15 protein-coding genes are annotated in these 15,048 nt (G+C 41.7%); 5 read left to right on the top strand and 10 right to left on the bottom strand.

Going from position 1 to position 15,048, the window contains the following annotated elements:
- Nucleotides 1-4: 4 nt before the first annotated feature.
- The gene (locus JMV76_RS04315) at nt 5-637 is read left to right on the top strand and encodes an alpha-ketoglutarate-dependent dioxygenase AlkB family protein (RefSeq protein ID WP_201501765.1); all 633 of its coding nucleotides are present in this window, start codon (nt 5-7) and stop codon (nt 635-637) included.
- A 193-nt stretch (nt 638-830) separates the two neighbouring features.
- Here JMV76_RS04315 and JMV76_RS04310 read toward each other — a convergent pair whose 3' ends face one another.
- The 4 genes from JMV76_RS04310 to JMV76_RS04295 all read right to left on the bottom strand — a co-directional run bounded on the left by JMV76_RS04310 (nt 831) and on the right by JMV76_RS04295 (nt 4,715).
- Nucleotides 831-1,835 (bottom strand): NADP-dependent oxidoreductase, encoded by a 1,005-nt coding sequence (locus JMV76_RS04310; protein WP_201501764.1) that lies wholly within the window; start codon nt 1,833-1,835, stop codon nt 831-833.
- An 87-nt stretch (nt 1,836-1,922) separates the two neighbouring features.
- Nucleotides 1,923-2,681 carry an endonuclease/exonuclease/phosphatase family protein gene (locus JMV76_RS04305; RefSeq protein WP_201501763.1) on the bottom strand — a complete coding sequence of 253 codons (759 nt, stop codon included), beginning with the start codon at nt 2,679-2,681 and terminating at the stop codon, nt 1,923-1,925.
- Nucleotides 2,682-2,685: 4 nt separating this feature from the next.
- Complete coding sequence (locus JMV76_RS04300; RefSeq protein WP_201501762.1) at nt 2,686-3,438, bottom strand: M949_RS01915 family surface polysaccharide biosynthesis protein; 753 nt, start codon at nt 3,436-3,438, stop codon at nt 2,686-2,688.
- A gap of 164 nt (nt 3,439-3,602) precedes the next feature.
- The gene (locus tag JMV76_RS04295; protein ID WP_201501761.1) at nt 3,603-4,715 is read right to left on the bottom strand and encodes an AOC03_06830 family ribosome hibernation factor; all 1,113 of its coding nucleotides are present in this window, start codon (nt 4,713-4,715) and stop codon (nt 3,603-3,605) included.
- Nucleotides 4,716-5,171: 456 nt separating this feature from the next.
- On the opposite strand from JMV76_RS04295, the gene JMV76_RS04290 reads away from it, so the two are divergent.
- The 4 genes from JMV76_RS04290 to JMV76_RS04275 all read left to right on the top strand — a co-directional run bounded on the left by JMV76_RS04290 (nt 5,172) and on the right by JMV76_RS04275 (nt 8,887).
- Complete coding sequence (locus tag JMV76_RS04290; protein WP_201501760.1) at nt 5,172-7,367, top strand: M3 family metallopeptidase; 2,196 nt, start codon at nt 5,172-5,174, stop codon at nt 7,365-7,367.
- Nucleotides 7,368-7,625, top strand: a complete 258-nt coding sequence (locus JMV76_RS04285; protein WP_201501759.1) for a YheV family putative zinc ribbon protein — start codon at nt 7,368-7,370, stop codon at nt 7,623-7,625.
- A 113-nt stretch (nt 7,626-7,738) separates the two neighbouring features.
- Nucleotides 7,739-8,263, top strand: a complete 525-nt coding sequence (locus tag JMV76_RS04280) for a hypothetical protein (RefSeq protein WP_201501758.1) — start codon at nt 7,739-7,741, stop codon at nt 8,261-8,263.
- A 33-nt stretch (nt 8,264-8,296) separates the two neighbouring features.
- Nucleotides 8,297-8,887, top strand: coding sequence for a hypothetical protein (locus tag JMV76_RS04275; RefSeq protein WP_045454879.1), 591 nt, complete (start codon nt 8,297-8,299; stop codon nt 8,885-8,887).
- Between the two features lie 128 nt (nt 8,888-9,015).
- On the opposite strand, the gene pnp is transcribed toward JMV76_RS04275, so the two are convergent.
- From pnp to truB, 6 genes are all read right to left on the bottom strand, one after another.
- Nucleotides 9,016-11,118, bottom strand: coding sequence for a polyribonucleotide nucleotidyltransferase (gene pnp / locus JMV76_RS04270; RefSeq protein ID WP_201501757.1), 2,103 nt, complete (start codon nt 11,116-11,118; stop codon nt 9,016-9,018).
- A gap of 747 nt (nt 11,119-11,865) precedes the next feature.
- Entirely contained in the window at nt 11,866-12,132 is a 267-nt protein-coding gene (gene rpsO, locus JMV76_RS04265) for a 30S ribosomal protein S15 (protein ID WP_045443035.1), read from the bottom strand.
- A 370-nt stretch (nt 12,133-12,502) separates the two neighbouring features.
- Nucleotides 12,503-12,676, bottom strand: coding sequence for a hypothetical protein (locus tag JMV76_RS04260; RefSeq protein WP_201501756.1), 174 nt, complete (start codon nt 12,674-12,676; stop codon nt 12,503-12,505).
- Between the two features lie 143 nt (nt 12,677-12,819).
- A complete protein-coding gene (locus JMV76_RS04255) occupies nt 12,820-12,981 on the bottom strand; it encodes a hypothetical protein (RefSeq protein ID WP_201501755.1) in 162 nt (53 codons plus the stop codon).
- Between the two features lie 75 nt (nt 12,982-13,056).
- On the bottom strand, nt 13,057-13,581 hold the full coding sequence (locus JMV76_RS04250) for a type 1 glutamine amidotransferase domain-containing protein (RefSeq protein ID WP_201501754.1): 525 nt from the start codon (nt 13,579-13,581) through the stop codon (nt 13,057-13,059).
- A 376-nt stretch (nt 13,582-13,957) separates the two neighbouring features.
- Nucleotides 13,958-15,037, bottom strand: a complete 1,080-nt coding sequence (gene truB, locus JMV76_RS04245) for a tRNA pseudouridine(55) synthase TruB (protein WP_201501753.1) — start codon at nt 15,035-15,037, stop codon at nt 13,958-13,960.
- Between the last annotated feature and the right edge of the window lie 11 nt (nt 15,038-15,048).

Genomic DNA, 15,048 nt, shown 5'->3' with positions numbered 1-15,048 from the left:
AGTGATGACTGACCTCTTTGCCCCTAAACCGACTGACAATCTGTTGCCTTACGATGGTCAGGTCAATGACTTAGGGGTAGTTATCAATGATGCTAACGCTCTGTATGAGAATTTACTAAATGAGCTACCTTGGCAGTCTGACATCGTGACGTTGTTTGGTAAAACGCATGTTACCACTCGCCAAATCGTCTGGATGGGTGACCACGATGTCAGTTATCATTACTCTGGACAGACGCGTCGAGCCATTCCATGGACAAAGCAGATGTTGCACGTAAAACGACATATTGAACAGCAGTTATCAAGCAGTGGTATCAACGTTGATTTTAATTCTTGCTTGCTTAATTACTATCCCTCTGGTGAGGATGGTATGGGCTATCATGCTGACGATGAAAAAGAGCTGGGCGCGCAGCCGATTATTGCTTCTTTATCGCTCGGTGCTAGGCGAAAATTTGTTTTTAAGCATAAAACTATTAGACAAAAGAACAAGCCCGTCAAAGTTGAGCTATATCTTGAGTCCGGTCAGCTTATCGTTATGCATGGCGATACGCAGGATTTTTGGAATCATACCATTACAAAAACCAAAACTGTCGCATCAGGGCGCATCAGCCTCACGTTTCGAAAAGTGCTACCGCATTAAATTAATGTAACTTAATATAAGCTAGAGCGCGTCCTCGTTTTGAAAATGGTGATAAAAATGAGCTAAACGGTAGCCAAACAAGGAAAATAGCACCGTTAATATCGGAATATTAACAGTGCTATTTGATGCAGTCTAGAAAGATTTAACCATTTTTAGCCCACTTATTCGCATGCCTTCAGATTGAAGACATGTCCTAGCTCACTTTTAAAACGATCTTGCCAAAAGCAGCACCTTTTTGCAGCTCATGATGAGCCGCGACCACTTCGGACAAAGGATAGGTTTGCTGAATACGTAGCGTTAGCTTACCATCTGCAACGAGCTGTAAAACTCGCGCCATATCTTCACCACTACGCTGCGCCTTATAACCCGCTACCTTTAGCTGTTTCTGGCTACCCGCCTCTTTGAGTTTATCCACCCAAATCGTTGGTAACACATTGACGCGACCACCAGATTTGAGCACGCTAAGCGCCCGTACCCCTGCTTCATTACCGACCAAATCCAGTAGCACATCTGCCTGTAACTCAGGGAATTCACCATCTTTGGTATAATCAATCCAACCTGTAAGCTGATTGGTATCTATTATTTCATCAAGCTTGGCATATTTTTCTGGTGAGCAAATGACGGTCACCTTGATATTGTTTTTAGCCACTTTATCCATGAGCAGCTGAATCAATAAGTGACCCACGCCGCCTGCTGGCGCGTTTATCACCACATGCTCACCATCTTGAATATCTGCAAACTCTACAAACTGTATCGCCGTCTGTCCGATACAAGGCAGCGCACCTGCTTGCTGTAACGTGACAGAATCCGGTACTTTTGCCAGCATGTCAGCATCGACTGCTACATACTCTGCATAACAGCCACCATGAAAAGTCAGGGCAGCGACCTGTGTACCGATAGTAAATTGCTCACTACGACTATCGACCACAGTGCCTGACATATCAAACCCCAAAATTGCAGGCTCATTTTTATCAAACTTGTCTTTTTGAATGGCATCAGCGCCCCAGCCTTTGCCTTGACGTGTTTTGTAATCGACAGGATTGATACCCGCATAAGCAATTTTGACCAATACCTGATTGTCTGTTAACACAGGAATGGCCACATCCTCTTGATAGCTCATCACTTCAGGTTCGCCAAACTCACGTATGAGTACGGCATGTTGGGTCGTTGGTAGCGGATTATGAGAAAGAGTAGACATCGTTATATATCCTTATAGGTATCTATTACTTTATAGTTGCATTCAATTTTATTTTTAGTGAATAACTTAAGCTTATTTAATAATCATTTATAAATGTGCCAATTCCGCACTGAGTGGCAGATGATCAGACAGTGTCGACCATGGTTTGCCCGTATGCACCCAAGCATTTTTCACGCTTAAATTACGCACATAAATACGATCTAAGCTCAGCACAGGAAGCTTGGCTGGGAAAGTTGGCAGCAGTTTGCCATGACAATGCTTGAAAGCTTCGGTCATACCCAAGCTAGTAGCCAGCTTATCACAAGACATTTTTTTCCAATCATTAAAATCTCCTGCCAAAATCAGTGGTTGATCAGGTGCAATCTCATTACGAACATAGTTGGCAATGGCTTCATATTGCTTGATGCGATCACGCTCAAACAAATTTAGGTGTGCACACAATACAACGACTGGTACATCCCATCCAACTGGTTGTACTTCGCAGTGCAAGACGCCACGCTGCTCAAGCTTATTAACGGTGATATTGACGTTATGCTTAGGATCCAATGGAAAACGGCTCAATACCGCATTGCCATGATGACCATTTTCATACTCTGAGTTTTTACCATAGCTATTTTGCAGCTGTAAATACTCACCAAACCATTCATGTTGCGATTGATCAGGGTATTCGTTGTACTGCATATTGCGCTTAAGATTCTGACCTTGCACTTCTTGGAGACACAGTACATCGGAGCCAATAATATCGAGCGCTTGGGCGATACCTTGTATTTTAACTTGGCGATTCATCGGCGACATGCCTTTATGAATGTTATAGCTGGTTAGCACAAAAGAGGTTGTGGTAGTCATAGAATTAGTCATCATACTTAAAATAAATGGAACATTGGTTATCTCGCCACACTGATTGCAAGTGACGCCTAAATACTGATTTTTGAGGAGCTGATAGCGCTGATTGCTGTAGTAATTTTTCATCAACCTTATAGTCGCCACCGTAATAACCAGTAGCGTCAACTGGCTGACCCGTCTTGGCGTTACAAATTGCAGAGTTACCACGGATGGCAAGTTTTTGCTGCCCTTCGTACATGATTATTTTCATCTCATCATAACTTACGTCACCACGACAACCGAGATAATAAGGCACACTCACTTCGACAACACCGTTATTATTAATATCAGTCACTACGGCGGTGTTTTTAGCGAATTCTGCGATTACATCTAACCCATCGCAGGGTACATAGTCATATATTTGCCATACTCGTAAAGCCTCTTGTTCATCTATAACATATAAATGCGTGAAGACCTCTCCTGCTGGCTCGTCAGGGCTATTAGTTGAATTGAAACGCTGTAATTGAACCAAATACTGTTCTCCTACTGTGCCAATCCAAGAACGAATAGCAACAATATCTTTGGTCTTTAGCCTCATTTTATTTTTTTTAGAGTCTATTTGATAATAGTTTTGAATAGAAGGCGGCAATTGACCCCATGATAGATGGCTCACAGATATATTATTCATATCTGTCTCTGCCATACTGAGACTGGAGCTAAAGGCTATCATTGCTGTGACGCTAAATAGCATGAGAGTATTTGGTATGTTATTTAGCATCATTTAATAACCTAAGGCAATCAAGTATAAGTTTTAGATAAAGGCTTAATATATCATCAATGTAAAAAGAGCATTGATTGTTATCGAACCAATGCTCCCATATTATACCTATCTTCTATCAATGGCGAATTCGCAAAGGATTGTCATCAATAGCCACTATCTAGCAATTAATAGCGTGTCACCAAAGCAATTGGTTGATCTTCCCCCATAATATCTTGTGGCATAAATACTGCTTCGCCACCATTATGAATGACATGCTCAATGATTTCGCCAATGGCATCATCGGTGACACCTTCTGAAGCCGCATCATCTGCAGGACTCAAAGTCTGTGCCTTTTCATCAATTTTAGCCGATTGTATATAACCACGACGGACATAAAGTGTCTCGCCTGCACCTTGGAAGGCACTGCGGTAGACTTCTTGTAGATCTGTTTGCAACATATTAGCACCGCGTGCTTTATCAATCTCACCCATGGCTGCTTGATGCAGTGATGCACGATAGCCTTCCACCGCCTCTTGCACACTATTGATAATATGCTGAGCACTACCATCTTCTAGATTGGTCGCATTTGACACTGTGGCAATGATGTTGTCTGGACGATCACAAACTTCTTTATAGTAGCCGATATTTTTAGCATCGCCAACGACAACCAAAGGCATTTTATGCTCACCCCACAGCTCTTGGACACTTTTATCCACCTGATTAAAAAACTCTTTTAGATAGCTGCTTTCATTATTAGATGAGCGATCTGAGCCACCGTCGCCTGTCGTATATAGACCATTGTTTTCAATAGGAAATGGAATATTATCCATGTTTTTTTGTAAGTCATCGTCCTTATCGAACTCTCTCACCACACGATCATTAGACGCTTCAATCAAGCGAGCATTATCACGAGTGAGCACCAAGGTGTAATAGTGCACCGCACTTGCCATATCACGCACCAAATCTCGAGTCGCAAAACGATGTGAAATCACCACACGCTCCGTGGTGTCAATCGGCATACGGATAACTTGCACATCGTCGGTACTGGCAAAAATAGCTAAGGTATCAAGATTTAAGTTGTGATTTAGCTCTTTGGTCTTATCATGAATCTTATCAAGTATTGTAGTCGCTGTGCGCTTATCGTATTCGTTGGTTAAGCGTTCTTCAGCCACTTTTAATTGGTTCTTCAGGGCAATGGGATCTTGATCATTAGCAGGATGCTCGCGATGAGTCTTAACAAAGATACTAACCGCAGGGTTGGCTTTGGTTTCACGTAAACTTTTGAGAGTCGCTTTCATTTATTGCTCCTTGTTTTATTATCATTTACTTTTAACATTGTGATTTTTACTATTAATCAACTGATTCATAGTTTTTACTATCAGCAGCACTTAATATTTCTATTCCATTGCCTTGATGCTAGCAGTCAAACCTCACTCGCTGTAGGGTTAATTTGCAAGCAAATGATAGCGCTTTGTAAGTAGAACACTCTGTATTGTTCTAAAAGTCTAGCTGATCGGCTTTAAACCCGTTTGATATTCACTATCTTCTCGCTTCACTTTTTATATAGTCAATGATTAGGTTGCATTTTCGTCAAACGAACCCATCTTTTATATAGCTTATCGATAAGACAGCAAAAAAAGAAAAATAACACAAAGCTAATAACGTTCTAAATGTCACGGCAAGCCAATCTCTTATATAAAGCGACGTTTACTCAATAATAATTCATTCACTACGATCAGATATCGGATACTTTTATGAAAACCCTTCCTGCAGATTTACGCCTTGTCGATTTTGACAACGTTTCGCCAAGTACATTACAAAGCCATGTCATAAGTGCCATTGATGCAGCCAATACATTTTTAGATGAGATGAGTGCAGATACTGATAGCCATAACAGTGCTGCTAATATCAATGCTGAGCAAGCGCTGGCCGATGTGATGACTTTTGATCATATTAATCTGGCATTGGATCGCAGTTGGGGCATTTTATCGCACCTGAATAGCGTCATGAGCAATGACGACATTCGTCATGTCCATCATGAACTGCTACCTAAATTATCTGCTTATGGCACACGAGTGGGACAGCATCAGCCGCTATTTAATCGTTATCAAACTATCGTTAATGACACAGCATTTTTTGCTGCGCTTGAGCCTGCACGAGCGCGGGCTATTGAGCTTGCGCTACGCAGTTTTGAGCTGTCAGGTGTCGCATTACCAAAAGATAAACAGGAAAAGTTTGCGGCTATTCAAAGTGAGCTTTCCACCTTATCAGCGACCTTTTCAGACAATGTATTAGACGCCACCCAAGCTTATGCCTTACCGCTGCAGCAAGAGCAATTGACAGGTCTAACAGAAAGTGGACTGGCCCTACTCGCAGATGCTGGCGAACAGTATAAAGCGCGCGCGCTTACCAACGGTACGCTCACGCAAGTAGAAGTCGATGCGTTACCAAGTCCTTATTACGTGGCAAGCTTAAATATCCCTGTTTATCTTGCCATCATGACCCATGCGGATGACCGTAAACTGCGCGAGACCCTATACCGCGCTTATGTCACCCGTGCTTCTGAGTTTGATGCGCATACCAATGCCAAAGGTGAGTCGCTAAACAACGCCAATATCATGGGTCAAATCCTGCAATTACGTGAGCAAAAAGCCAAGCTATTAGGTTTTGACAATTATGCAGAAGTCTCATTATCGACTAAAATGGCAGATAACGTGGCAGAAGTAGAAACCTTTTTACGGAGTTTGGCCACGCAAGCAACTCCAGCGGCTAAGCAAGACTTAGCTCAGTTGCAAAAGTATGCGCAGGATTATGATATTAAGGAGTTACAAGCGTGGGACAGTGCTTATATCGCTGAAAAAGTCAAACAAAGCGAGTTCAGCTTATCACAAGAAGAAATCCGCCCGTACTTTCCCTTACCAAAAGTAATTAGCGGATTATTTGCCATCGTTGAGCGTTTGTACGGTATCAAAGTCCAAGAGCAAAGTGAATCCGTATCACGCTGGCACGACGATGTCAGCTTTTATCAGTTGTTTGATGCTGATGATAACGTGCTTGGTGGCTTTTACTTTGACTTATTTGCTCGTAGTGGTAAACGCGGCGGCGCTTGGATGAGTGGTTTTCAGTCGCGTTATACGTATGACGAGCAAGACCATCAGCAGCTACCCGTTTGCTTTATGGTGGGTAACTTTACCCCTGCCCTCGATGGCAAACCAAGCTTATTGACGCATGATGAAGTATTGACTCTATTCCATGAGTTTGGTCACGGCCTACATCACCTGTTGACCCAAGTGACGGTCGGTGATGTCGCTGGTGTCAATGGCGTTGAGTGGGACGCGGTCGAGCTGCCCAGTCAATTTATGGAAAACTGGGCGTGGGATGCCGAAGGTATTGCGCTGATTAGTAGCCACGTCGAAACGGGTGCGCCATTACCAAAAGACAAACTTGCAGCATTATTGGCGGTGAAGAATTTCCAAAGCGGCATGCAAACCCTACGTCAAATCGAATTCGCACTGTTTGACTTATTGATTCATGCGCATACGCCAGCGCTAGATTATGACGGTATATTAGCCACGCTAAATACCGTTCGAGACGACATTGCTATCATGCAGACACCTGACTACAACCGTTTTGCCAACGGCTTTAGTCATATCTTTGCAGGCGGCTATGCGGCAGGTTATTACTCGTATAAATGGGCGGAGCTGCTATCTGCCGATGCGTTTAGCAAGTTTGAAGAAGAAGGTATTTTTAACCCAGTCACTGGTAAAGCCTTCCGTGAGACAATCCTATCAGTTGGTGGTAGCTTCCCTGCCAAGACCAACTTTGAGAACTTCCGTGGTCGCAGTGCTAGTATCGATGCTTTGTTACGTCATAGCGGTTTTGATAACGCTAAAAATGACGATGCTGCCAATATTGAAAGCAATGCCCAAACGACGCACGAGGTTATCTAAATGCGCTATCAATCAACGCGACCAAAGCGGCAGTTTTTATCCGGTGTTCGCTGCCCTAAGTGTCAGGCGATGGATGCGGTGGTGCAAGTAAACATCGTCACACCTGCGCCAGATGAGTATATAGAATGTACGCAGTGCGGACATACAGAGCATCGCCCCGACCCTGATGCTATCAGTGCCAAAAACCATGCTGAAGACCAAATTTCTCGTGATGCTATGGCTACTGGTACCAGCGGCACAGAAAAATTCAAGCCTTAAATATTAAGCGTCAAGTATTAATAGCTACCAGCCTATCTAGCAATAGATAGGCTTTTTATTTTGAGTTTGCTATAGTATGGCTACTTATATTTCTAACATAAATCGACTATAGTATGAAAAGCCAAAAAATGCGTCCTCTGTCAACCAAATCACTGAAAAAAAAGCCCTCTAAGTCACGCCAGAAATGGTGGTCAATTATTATATTAGCGGCATTATTGATTGGCTACTTGGTCTGGAAAAACAATTCGATAGACACTAATACTGCGCCTATCGAAAGTACACCGTCGACTACCGAACCAGATAGCGCTACCCAATTAGATGCTACGTCCTTAGGTAATAATGACAATAGTTTAAACAATAGTGACTTAACGTCAAATACTAATGAGACAACCACAGTTAATCAAATACCTAATGCTGATGCCATCTTAAATGCGGCTTTGCCAGAAACAGATAGTCTTGCCAAAGAAGAAATAGATCGCTTAGAAGACGAGCGTAAGCGCTTAGCCGAACAAGAAAAATTGGCTGCTGAACAACTGACGATGAACAAGCAATTAACTGATATGAAAGCAGAGCAAATCGCCCTACTTGAACAACAAATAGCGCAATTAGAAGCCGAGACAAACGGCGACAACCAGTAGCTCATTATTTAGACTTTTATCAAGGGGCTGACAATGGCGACTTTGCAACTTACCCACGCCCCTATCTTAAATAGTAGCGCGCAGCTGCTTATTCTACCAGTCAATACTGCAGGGATTCTTTTAGACCCTGTTCTCACAAAAGCTAAAACTTTATTTGCTGATAATTATCAACGTTACTATCGCGCATGCCGCGATGGCAGTCTGAGTGTTGGCAGCTGCTTACTGCATAAACGCGTGCTTGAGCAAGCTGGTTTAAGCATCAGCAGTAATGGCAATCAGCCTAGTTATATTGCTAATCTTGTGGTATCAAATCATCCTTACCACCCCACACGGTCACAATGGTTAATTGCCGCATTGAATGATTTATCTGAGCAGCTTATCCCGCTTATCCGTTATCAAGGTATTCGTAGAATTGCCCTCCTCGCACGCCCACTTATTCATAACCACTCACGAAATGAGACAGCTAACGTGTCTAACGCAGCCAATTTAGCAAACGCAGGCTCACTTGCGTTAGACTGGCATGCTGATATCTTACCGTTACTCTTACAGCACCTACAAGACTTGCCAAAACTTCGTATCGATATTCACCTTCCTAAAGACTTTAATATAGACCAATCACTTTGATATAGGCCAGTTACTTTAATAAGATATTCTACTGCAAACAAGATTTTACACCCATAAAAAAACCGCCTTAAGCACTCATGACGAGAGACTTAAAGCGGTTTTTAGATGTTGACTATATTAGATATCGATTAGCTTTGTTCGATACCTTTCATAGTCAATTTAATACGACCACGGTTATCAACGTCTTGGACGAAGACTTTAACGATCTGACCTTCTTTTAGGTAGTCAGAAACATTCTCAACGCGCTCTTCAGCGATTTGTGAGATGTGTACCAAGCCATCAGTGTTTGGCAAGACGTTAATAAACGCGCCAAAATCAACGATACGAGCAACCGTACCTTCATAAGTTTTGCCCACTTCAACTTCTGCCGTCAACGCTTCGATTCTACCGATAGCTGCTTTAGTTGCCGCTTTGTTTTCACCAAAGATACGAATCGTGCCGCCATCATCGATATCGATAACTGCGCCAGTCTCTTCGGTTAGCTGACGAATCATCGCGCCGCCTTTACCGATTACGTCACGGATTTTGTCCGGATTGATTTCGATAACCGCATAGTTTGGTGCATGAGCGTTGATTTCAGTACGGCTCTCAGGCAATACTTTATTCATCGCATCTAAGATGTGGATACGACCGGCATGGGCTTGCTTAAGCGCTTGCTCCATGATGTCAGGCGTAATACCTTCGATTTTGATGTCCATCTGCAGCGCAGTGATACCATCTTTAGAACCAGCAACTTTAAAATCCATATCGCCAAGATGATCTTCATCACCTAAGATGTCTGATAGTACAGCGAAACGCTCACCTTCTTTAACCAGACCCATGGCGATACCAGCAACTGGTGCTTTTAGTGGAACACCAGCATCCATCAATGCCAAACTTGCACCACAAACAGACGCCATAGAAGATGAACCGTTTGACTCAGTAATCTCTGATACCACACGGATGACATACGGGAAGCGTTCGCTATCCGGTAGCATCGCTTGTACACCACGGCGTGCTAAACGGCCATGACCAATTTCACGACGTTTTGGAATACCTTCGCGGCCCGTCTCACCAACTGAGAAATGTGGGAAGTTGTAATGCAGCATGAAATGGTCACGAATCGTGCCACCTAGTGAGTCAATCATGTTGACATCACGGCTGTTACCAAGCGTGGTCGTAACCAATGCTTGCGTTTCACCGCGTGTGAACAATGCTGAACCATGCGTGTATGGCAATACACCAACTTGTACGTCAAGGGCACGAACAGTCTCAAGGTCACGACCATCAATACGCGGCTTACCTGACAAGATATTGTCACGAACCGTACGATATTTAAGATCGTCATAGATTTCTTTAAGCTCAGATACTGTATCAGCGTAAGTTTCTGACTCAGCATCACCAGCAAGTGCATCAATAATTGACTGCTTGATTTCATCAAGCTTAGTGTAGCGCGCTTGCTTATCAGTAATCGTATAAGCGTCAGCAACTTGCTCGCCAAACTGCTCTTTCATGCTGCTGGTAAGCGCTTGATCACGCTCAGGGGCAGTATACTGCTGCTTAGCAGTACCGATTTCTTCTGCCATTGAAGCAATGTTATCAATAACGATTTGCTGTTGCTGATGACCATATAATACCGCGCCTAGCATTTGATCTTCTGACAGCTCTGCTGCTTCAGATTCAACCATTAGTACCGCAGATTTCGTACCAGCCACAACCAAATCAAGATCACTCTCTTTAAGCTGCTCAATTGTTGGGTTCAGGATGTACTCGCCGTTGATGAAGCCAACACGGGCAGCTGCGACAGGACCATTGAATGGTGCATCAGAGATGGCCAATGCTGCTGAAGCACCGATTAAGGCTGCGATATCTGCAGACTGAGTTTTATCTGATGAAACAACCGTTGCCGTAATTTGAATTTCGTTAACATAACCTTCAGGGAATAGCGGACGAATCGGGCGGTCAATCAAGCGTGAGGTTAGGGTTTCGAACTCGCTTGCACGACCTTCACGTTTGCCATAGGCACCTGGGATTTTGCCCGCTGCATACATTTTTTCTTGATAGTTGACCGTTAGCGGAAAGAAGTTTTGACCTTCTTTAGCCTCTGACTTTACCACTGCTGCGACAAGTACCGTAACGCCGCCCATATGTACTAAGATAGAGTTTGCTTGACGAGCAATACGACCTGTCTCGATCACAACCTGTTGGTTGCCATACTGAAATTCACGCTTAATGGTGTTAAACATTGTCATATAATCTTCCTAATGTTGACTGACGAAAGTAATATCAGCATTATAAAAAGCTGATATTTTTCATTAAAATTCTGTGTATGTGACTACTAGTGTATATGACTAATAATTGACAGTCTTTCTCTCAGAAATCATCTCAACCAGTGCCAATAACATTACCTAGTTATTCCATATGCCTATCGGTGCTAGACATCGTACTATTGTGTATATTTGGTCATTCAATTTTGGCTTTACTATAAATACTATCAAAAAGACCTTAAGTCAAAAGACTTCGGTGCTAAAAACCCTACAGGCTATTTTTCTGCGCTTTTGAGAGTTGGATATTAGCGCAGCTAGCTATTCTATAAGCTAAGCAACAGGTACTTTATAAATAGTCACCATATATGTAGTAGATATGCTATCAAACTCACAAGGCATTATTTTACAGTGATTTATAGCCATTGACCAATGAATTGCGGAACACAGCAATTATCGATAGAAAACACTTAGCTCTAGGCTCTAGTATTACTGTTTTTACGAAAACGTCTATTACCTACTTTGAATTGGTCTTTATAACCAATGCTATCCAAAATCAATCTTGAAAATGAATAAGCATAAAAAAACGGCGTGAAACTATTCCACACCGTTTTTAGAAAAATCTATTTTATCGATAGCAACAAGCAAGTTCCAAGCGATTCAGCAAAAATTCTAAAATAGCACCATATGATGGCTTCTTTTATTTTAGCATCCACTCGTACTATTGTCGTTAGATTAACGACGTAGACCTAACTGGCTGATAAGCGTGGTGTAACGACCAAGATCTTTACCTTTTAGGTAATCAAGCAATTTACGACGCGTGTTAACCATACGGATAAGACCGCGACGGCTATGATGATCAGCTTTATGTGCTTTAAAATGGTTCTGCAAATCGTTGATACGAGCACTCAATAGTGCTACTTGAACTTCTGGAGAACCAGTGTCATTTTCGCCACGTTGGTATTGAGCAATGATTTGTTCGCGATCGGTATTAGTTAGCATAAATATCTCCGGCAATGCTAAAAGCTTTAAGACATTCTCGAATTTGAGTAAGTTCTAAAGCAGTAGAATAGTAAATAAAATAGCCTGCACATCATTCAGGACAACCCTGCATTACTAGAGTTGACCTAGTGTACGACAAGCTAATTAGTCATAACGACCATCTAGAATAAGCGGCGATGAGAGACCACTTAATATAACTATCCGTTTTGGACAGCCTATGAAGCACGATGTCTTATCTCAACCTAATGTAAATGTGACGGTGATTATAACAAAAAACTGCTGAACTAGCAGCAGTTTTTCATAATACTTGTAAAGTCAGATTTATTTTTTATAGTTAAATCATCCGTCAATAGGCAATAGAATTTGCTTATTACTTGACGTCATTTTCCGTTGCGTTACCGCCTAACTCATCATCTTCAAGCGGTGCAGCTGTGGTAACTTCTGCTAAACTATCAGGAGTAGCATGCTCACTAGGATTAATGTCTTCTGCAAGCCTTTCAATCTCTTTTTCTTGCTCATCCATGTTATTCAATGAATTACTCATATTAGCTCCTAAATTATTATTTTTTGAATTAGCTGCTTTATACTTTTTACATTGAGATGCAAATGTCATCAGTGATATTGAGATGTAGAGATAATCAGCAAATATATCAGTGTCACCTTATTATGGATGACACGTTACATATCCTACTTGTCTTTTTTAGCGTTTTTTACATTGTCTGCAATACGATCTGCTGCGGCTTCACTATCTTCAATATGACTGTTCTCAGTTTGGCCTTTAAGCGCTGCAGTTGCTGATTCAGAACGTTGTTGCTCAAGCTTGGTATCGTTTGGGTTAGAGTTTGACATAATATTTTCCTCAGTTACGGTTGTGAATGTTTAAGAAATATAAATAATTAATTATTCAGTAAATGGGTAGAAAAATTAAGATAACGCCTTATCAATAGCATCAACGAAATTGCTGATATCATCGGGATTACGTGAGGTAATCAAATTACCGTCTACCTGTACTGTTTGATCTACAAATTTTGCACCAGCGTTTCCTAAATCTATCTGCAACGTATGATAAGCAGTAAGTGTTTTACCTTTAGCAATACCTGTATTGATAAGTGCCCAAGGAGCATGGCAAATGACAGCTAATGGCTTGCCTGCATCATTGATAGCATTGATAATACTATGAGCCTCTTCATTGCCACGAATCGTATCCGCATTGACAGTACCACCTGGTAGTACCAACGCATCATAATCAGAAATGCTTGCGTCTTTTGCAAAAATATCAGCAATAAAGGTGTCGCCTTTGTCTACATCTTGCTGCATGGCTTGCACTTCTTTTTCTTTATTTGTGGTTATAAGAAGTGTCTTGTAACCTTTATCTTTGAGTTGGTTATTAACCTCTTCGTATTCTGCTTGCTCGAAGTTATTGTGTAGTAAAAAAGCGATGGTTTTCATGATATTCCTTTTTTCGTTATGAGTGATTTTCTTTTAGTTGTTTTATTATTCATACTTTATTTTTATGAGTTGTTGTTATTATTGGCTGTATAGTCTTCCTCTGACCCATCTTGTTCCTATTAAACATTCTCTTTCGAACCTAGTTTTTATTTTTGATATATGACTTTTTATCTTATTATTTTTTTATGTTCTTATTCTTAGAGTCTTAGTTCGATTTATTTTTCTATCCAGACTTCCTATCCGGTAGATCTAAAGTACAAAAAAAACAGGTTCCACCATAGGTGAAACCTGCAATAAAATGTGAGGATATGTGATTAGTGTAAACTATTAGTAAGCTAAATCGTGTTTAAACGAGGGTTATATAAGAACCGTAACATTAACGCTGGATTAATTTTTTAGGCTGCAATCTACCGTTGAGACTTACGGCACCCAATCCAAGAAACTGACCTTGCTGATTTATCAAACGAATATCAACTGGAATCTCATGGATCAAGGGTTGTTGGTCATCGTCACTACTCACAATATCACTATCTAGTTGAATATCGTTGTTTTCTGACACAGACGACTGATGACTGATACTAGTTGAAATATAGTCGCGCAGACTGTCTGTCAGTTGCTCAAATACATTCAAACGTTGACCCATGTGTATACGCTCACACTGCTCAACCGTCAATACCATCTCAGCTTCAATATTAATGCAAGCATCTACCGGCATCAATTGCTCTTGCCTGTTATCAAACGCTAATACTTCCAAGTCTGACAAAGTAATCGCATCATTGATTTTAAAATCACCAACCTGCGTACGGCGTAATGCAGTCAAATGCCCTAATGTACCCATCGCTTTGGCGATGTCCTCACCAAGTACACGCACATAAGTCCCTTTAGTACAGGTCACTGTCAATTGAATTTTCTCATGATCAAGCGCTTTTAAATCAATGGCCTTGATTACAATATCTCTAGGCGCTCGTTCTACTTTAATACCAGCACGAGCATACTCATAGAGTTTTTTGCCATCTTTTTTTAGTGCAGAATACATCGGTGGTATCTGCTGCTGGGCACCTAAAAACTGCTGGGCGACTTTGTCTAAAAGTACATCATCAAATTTTGGAATGGGTGCTTGTGCAACGATTTGACCATCGGCATCACCAGTATCAGTTTGACCACCAAGTAGAATAGTTGCTTGATAAGATTTATCTGCATCTAGCTGATAATGACTAAATTTCGTCGCTTCACCCATACAAATCGGCAATAGACCGGTTGCCATTGGATCAAGTGTCCCTGTGTGCCCCGCTTTTTTACTGTCATGATTTGGCGACTTAAAAAGATACTTCACCTTCGATACGACTTGCTGAGAGGTCATACCTTGAGGCTTGTCGACTAAAATAACACCCGAGACTTTAATCTTGTTAAAGTGATTACTAGACTTTTTATCCGCTTGCGTAGATGCGATAGACATAACGACTTTTA

This window comes from Psychrobacter cibarius, assembly GCF_904845955.1.
Taxonomy (GTDB): Bacteria; Pseudomonadota; Gammaproteobacteria; order Pseudomonadales; family Moraxellaceae; genus Psychrobacter; species Psychrobacter cibarius_B.
Note: the sequence above shows the minus strand (reverse complement) of the source record. Positions and strands in the feature narration are given on the sequence as shown.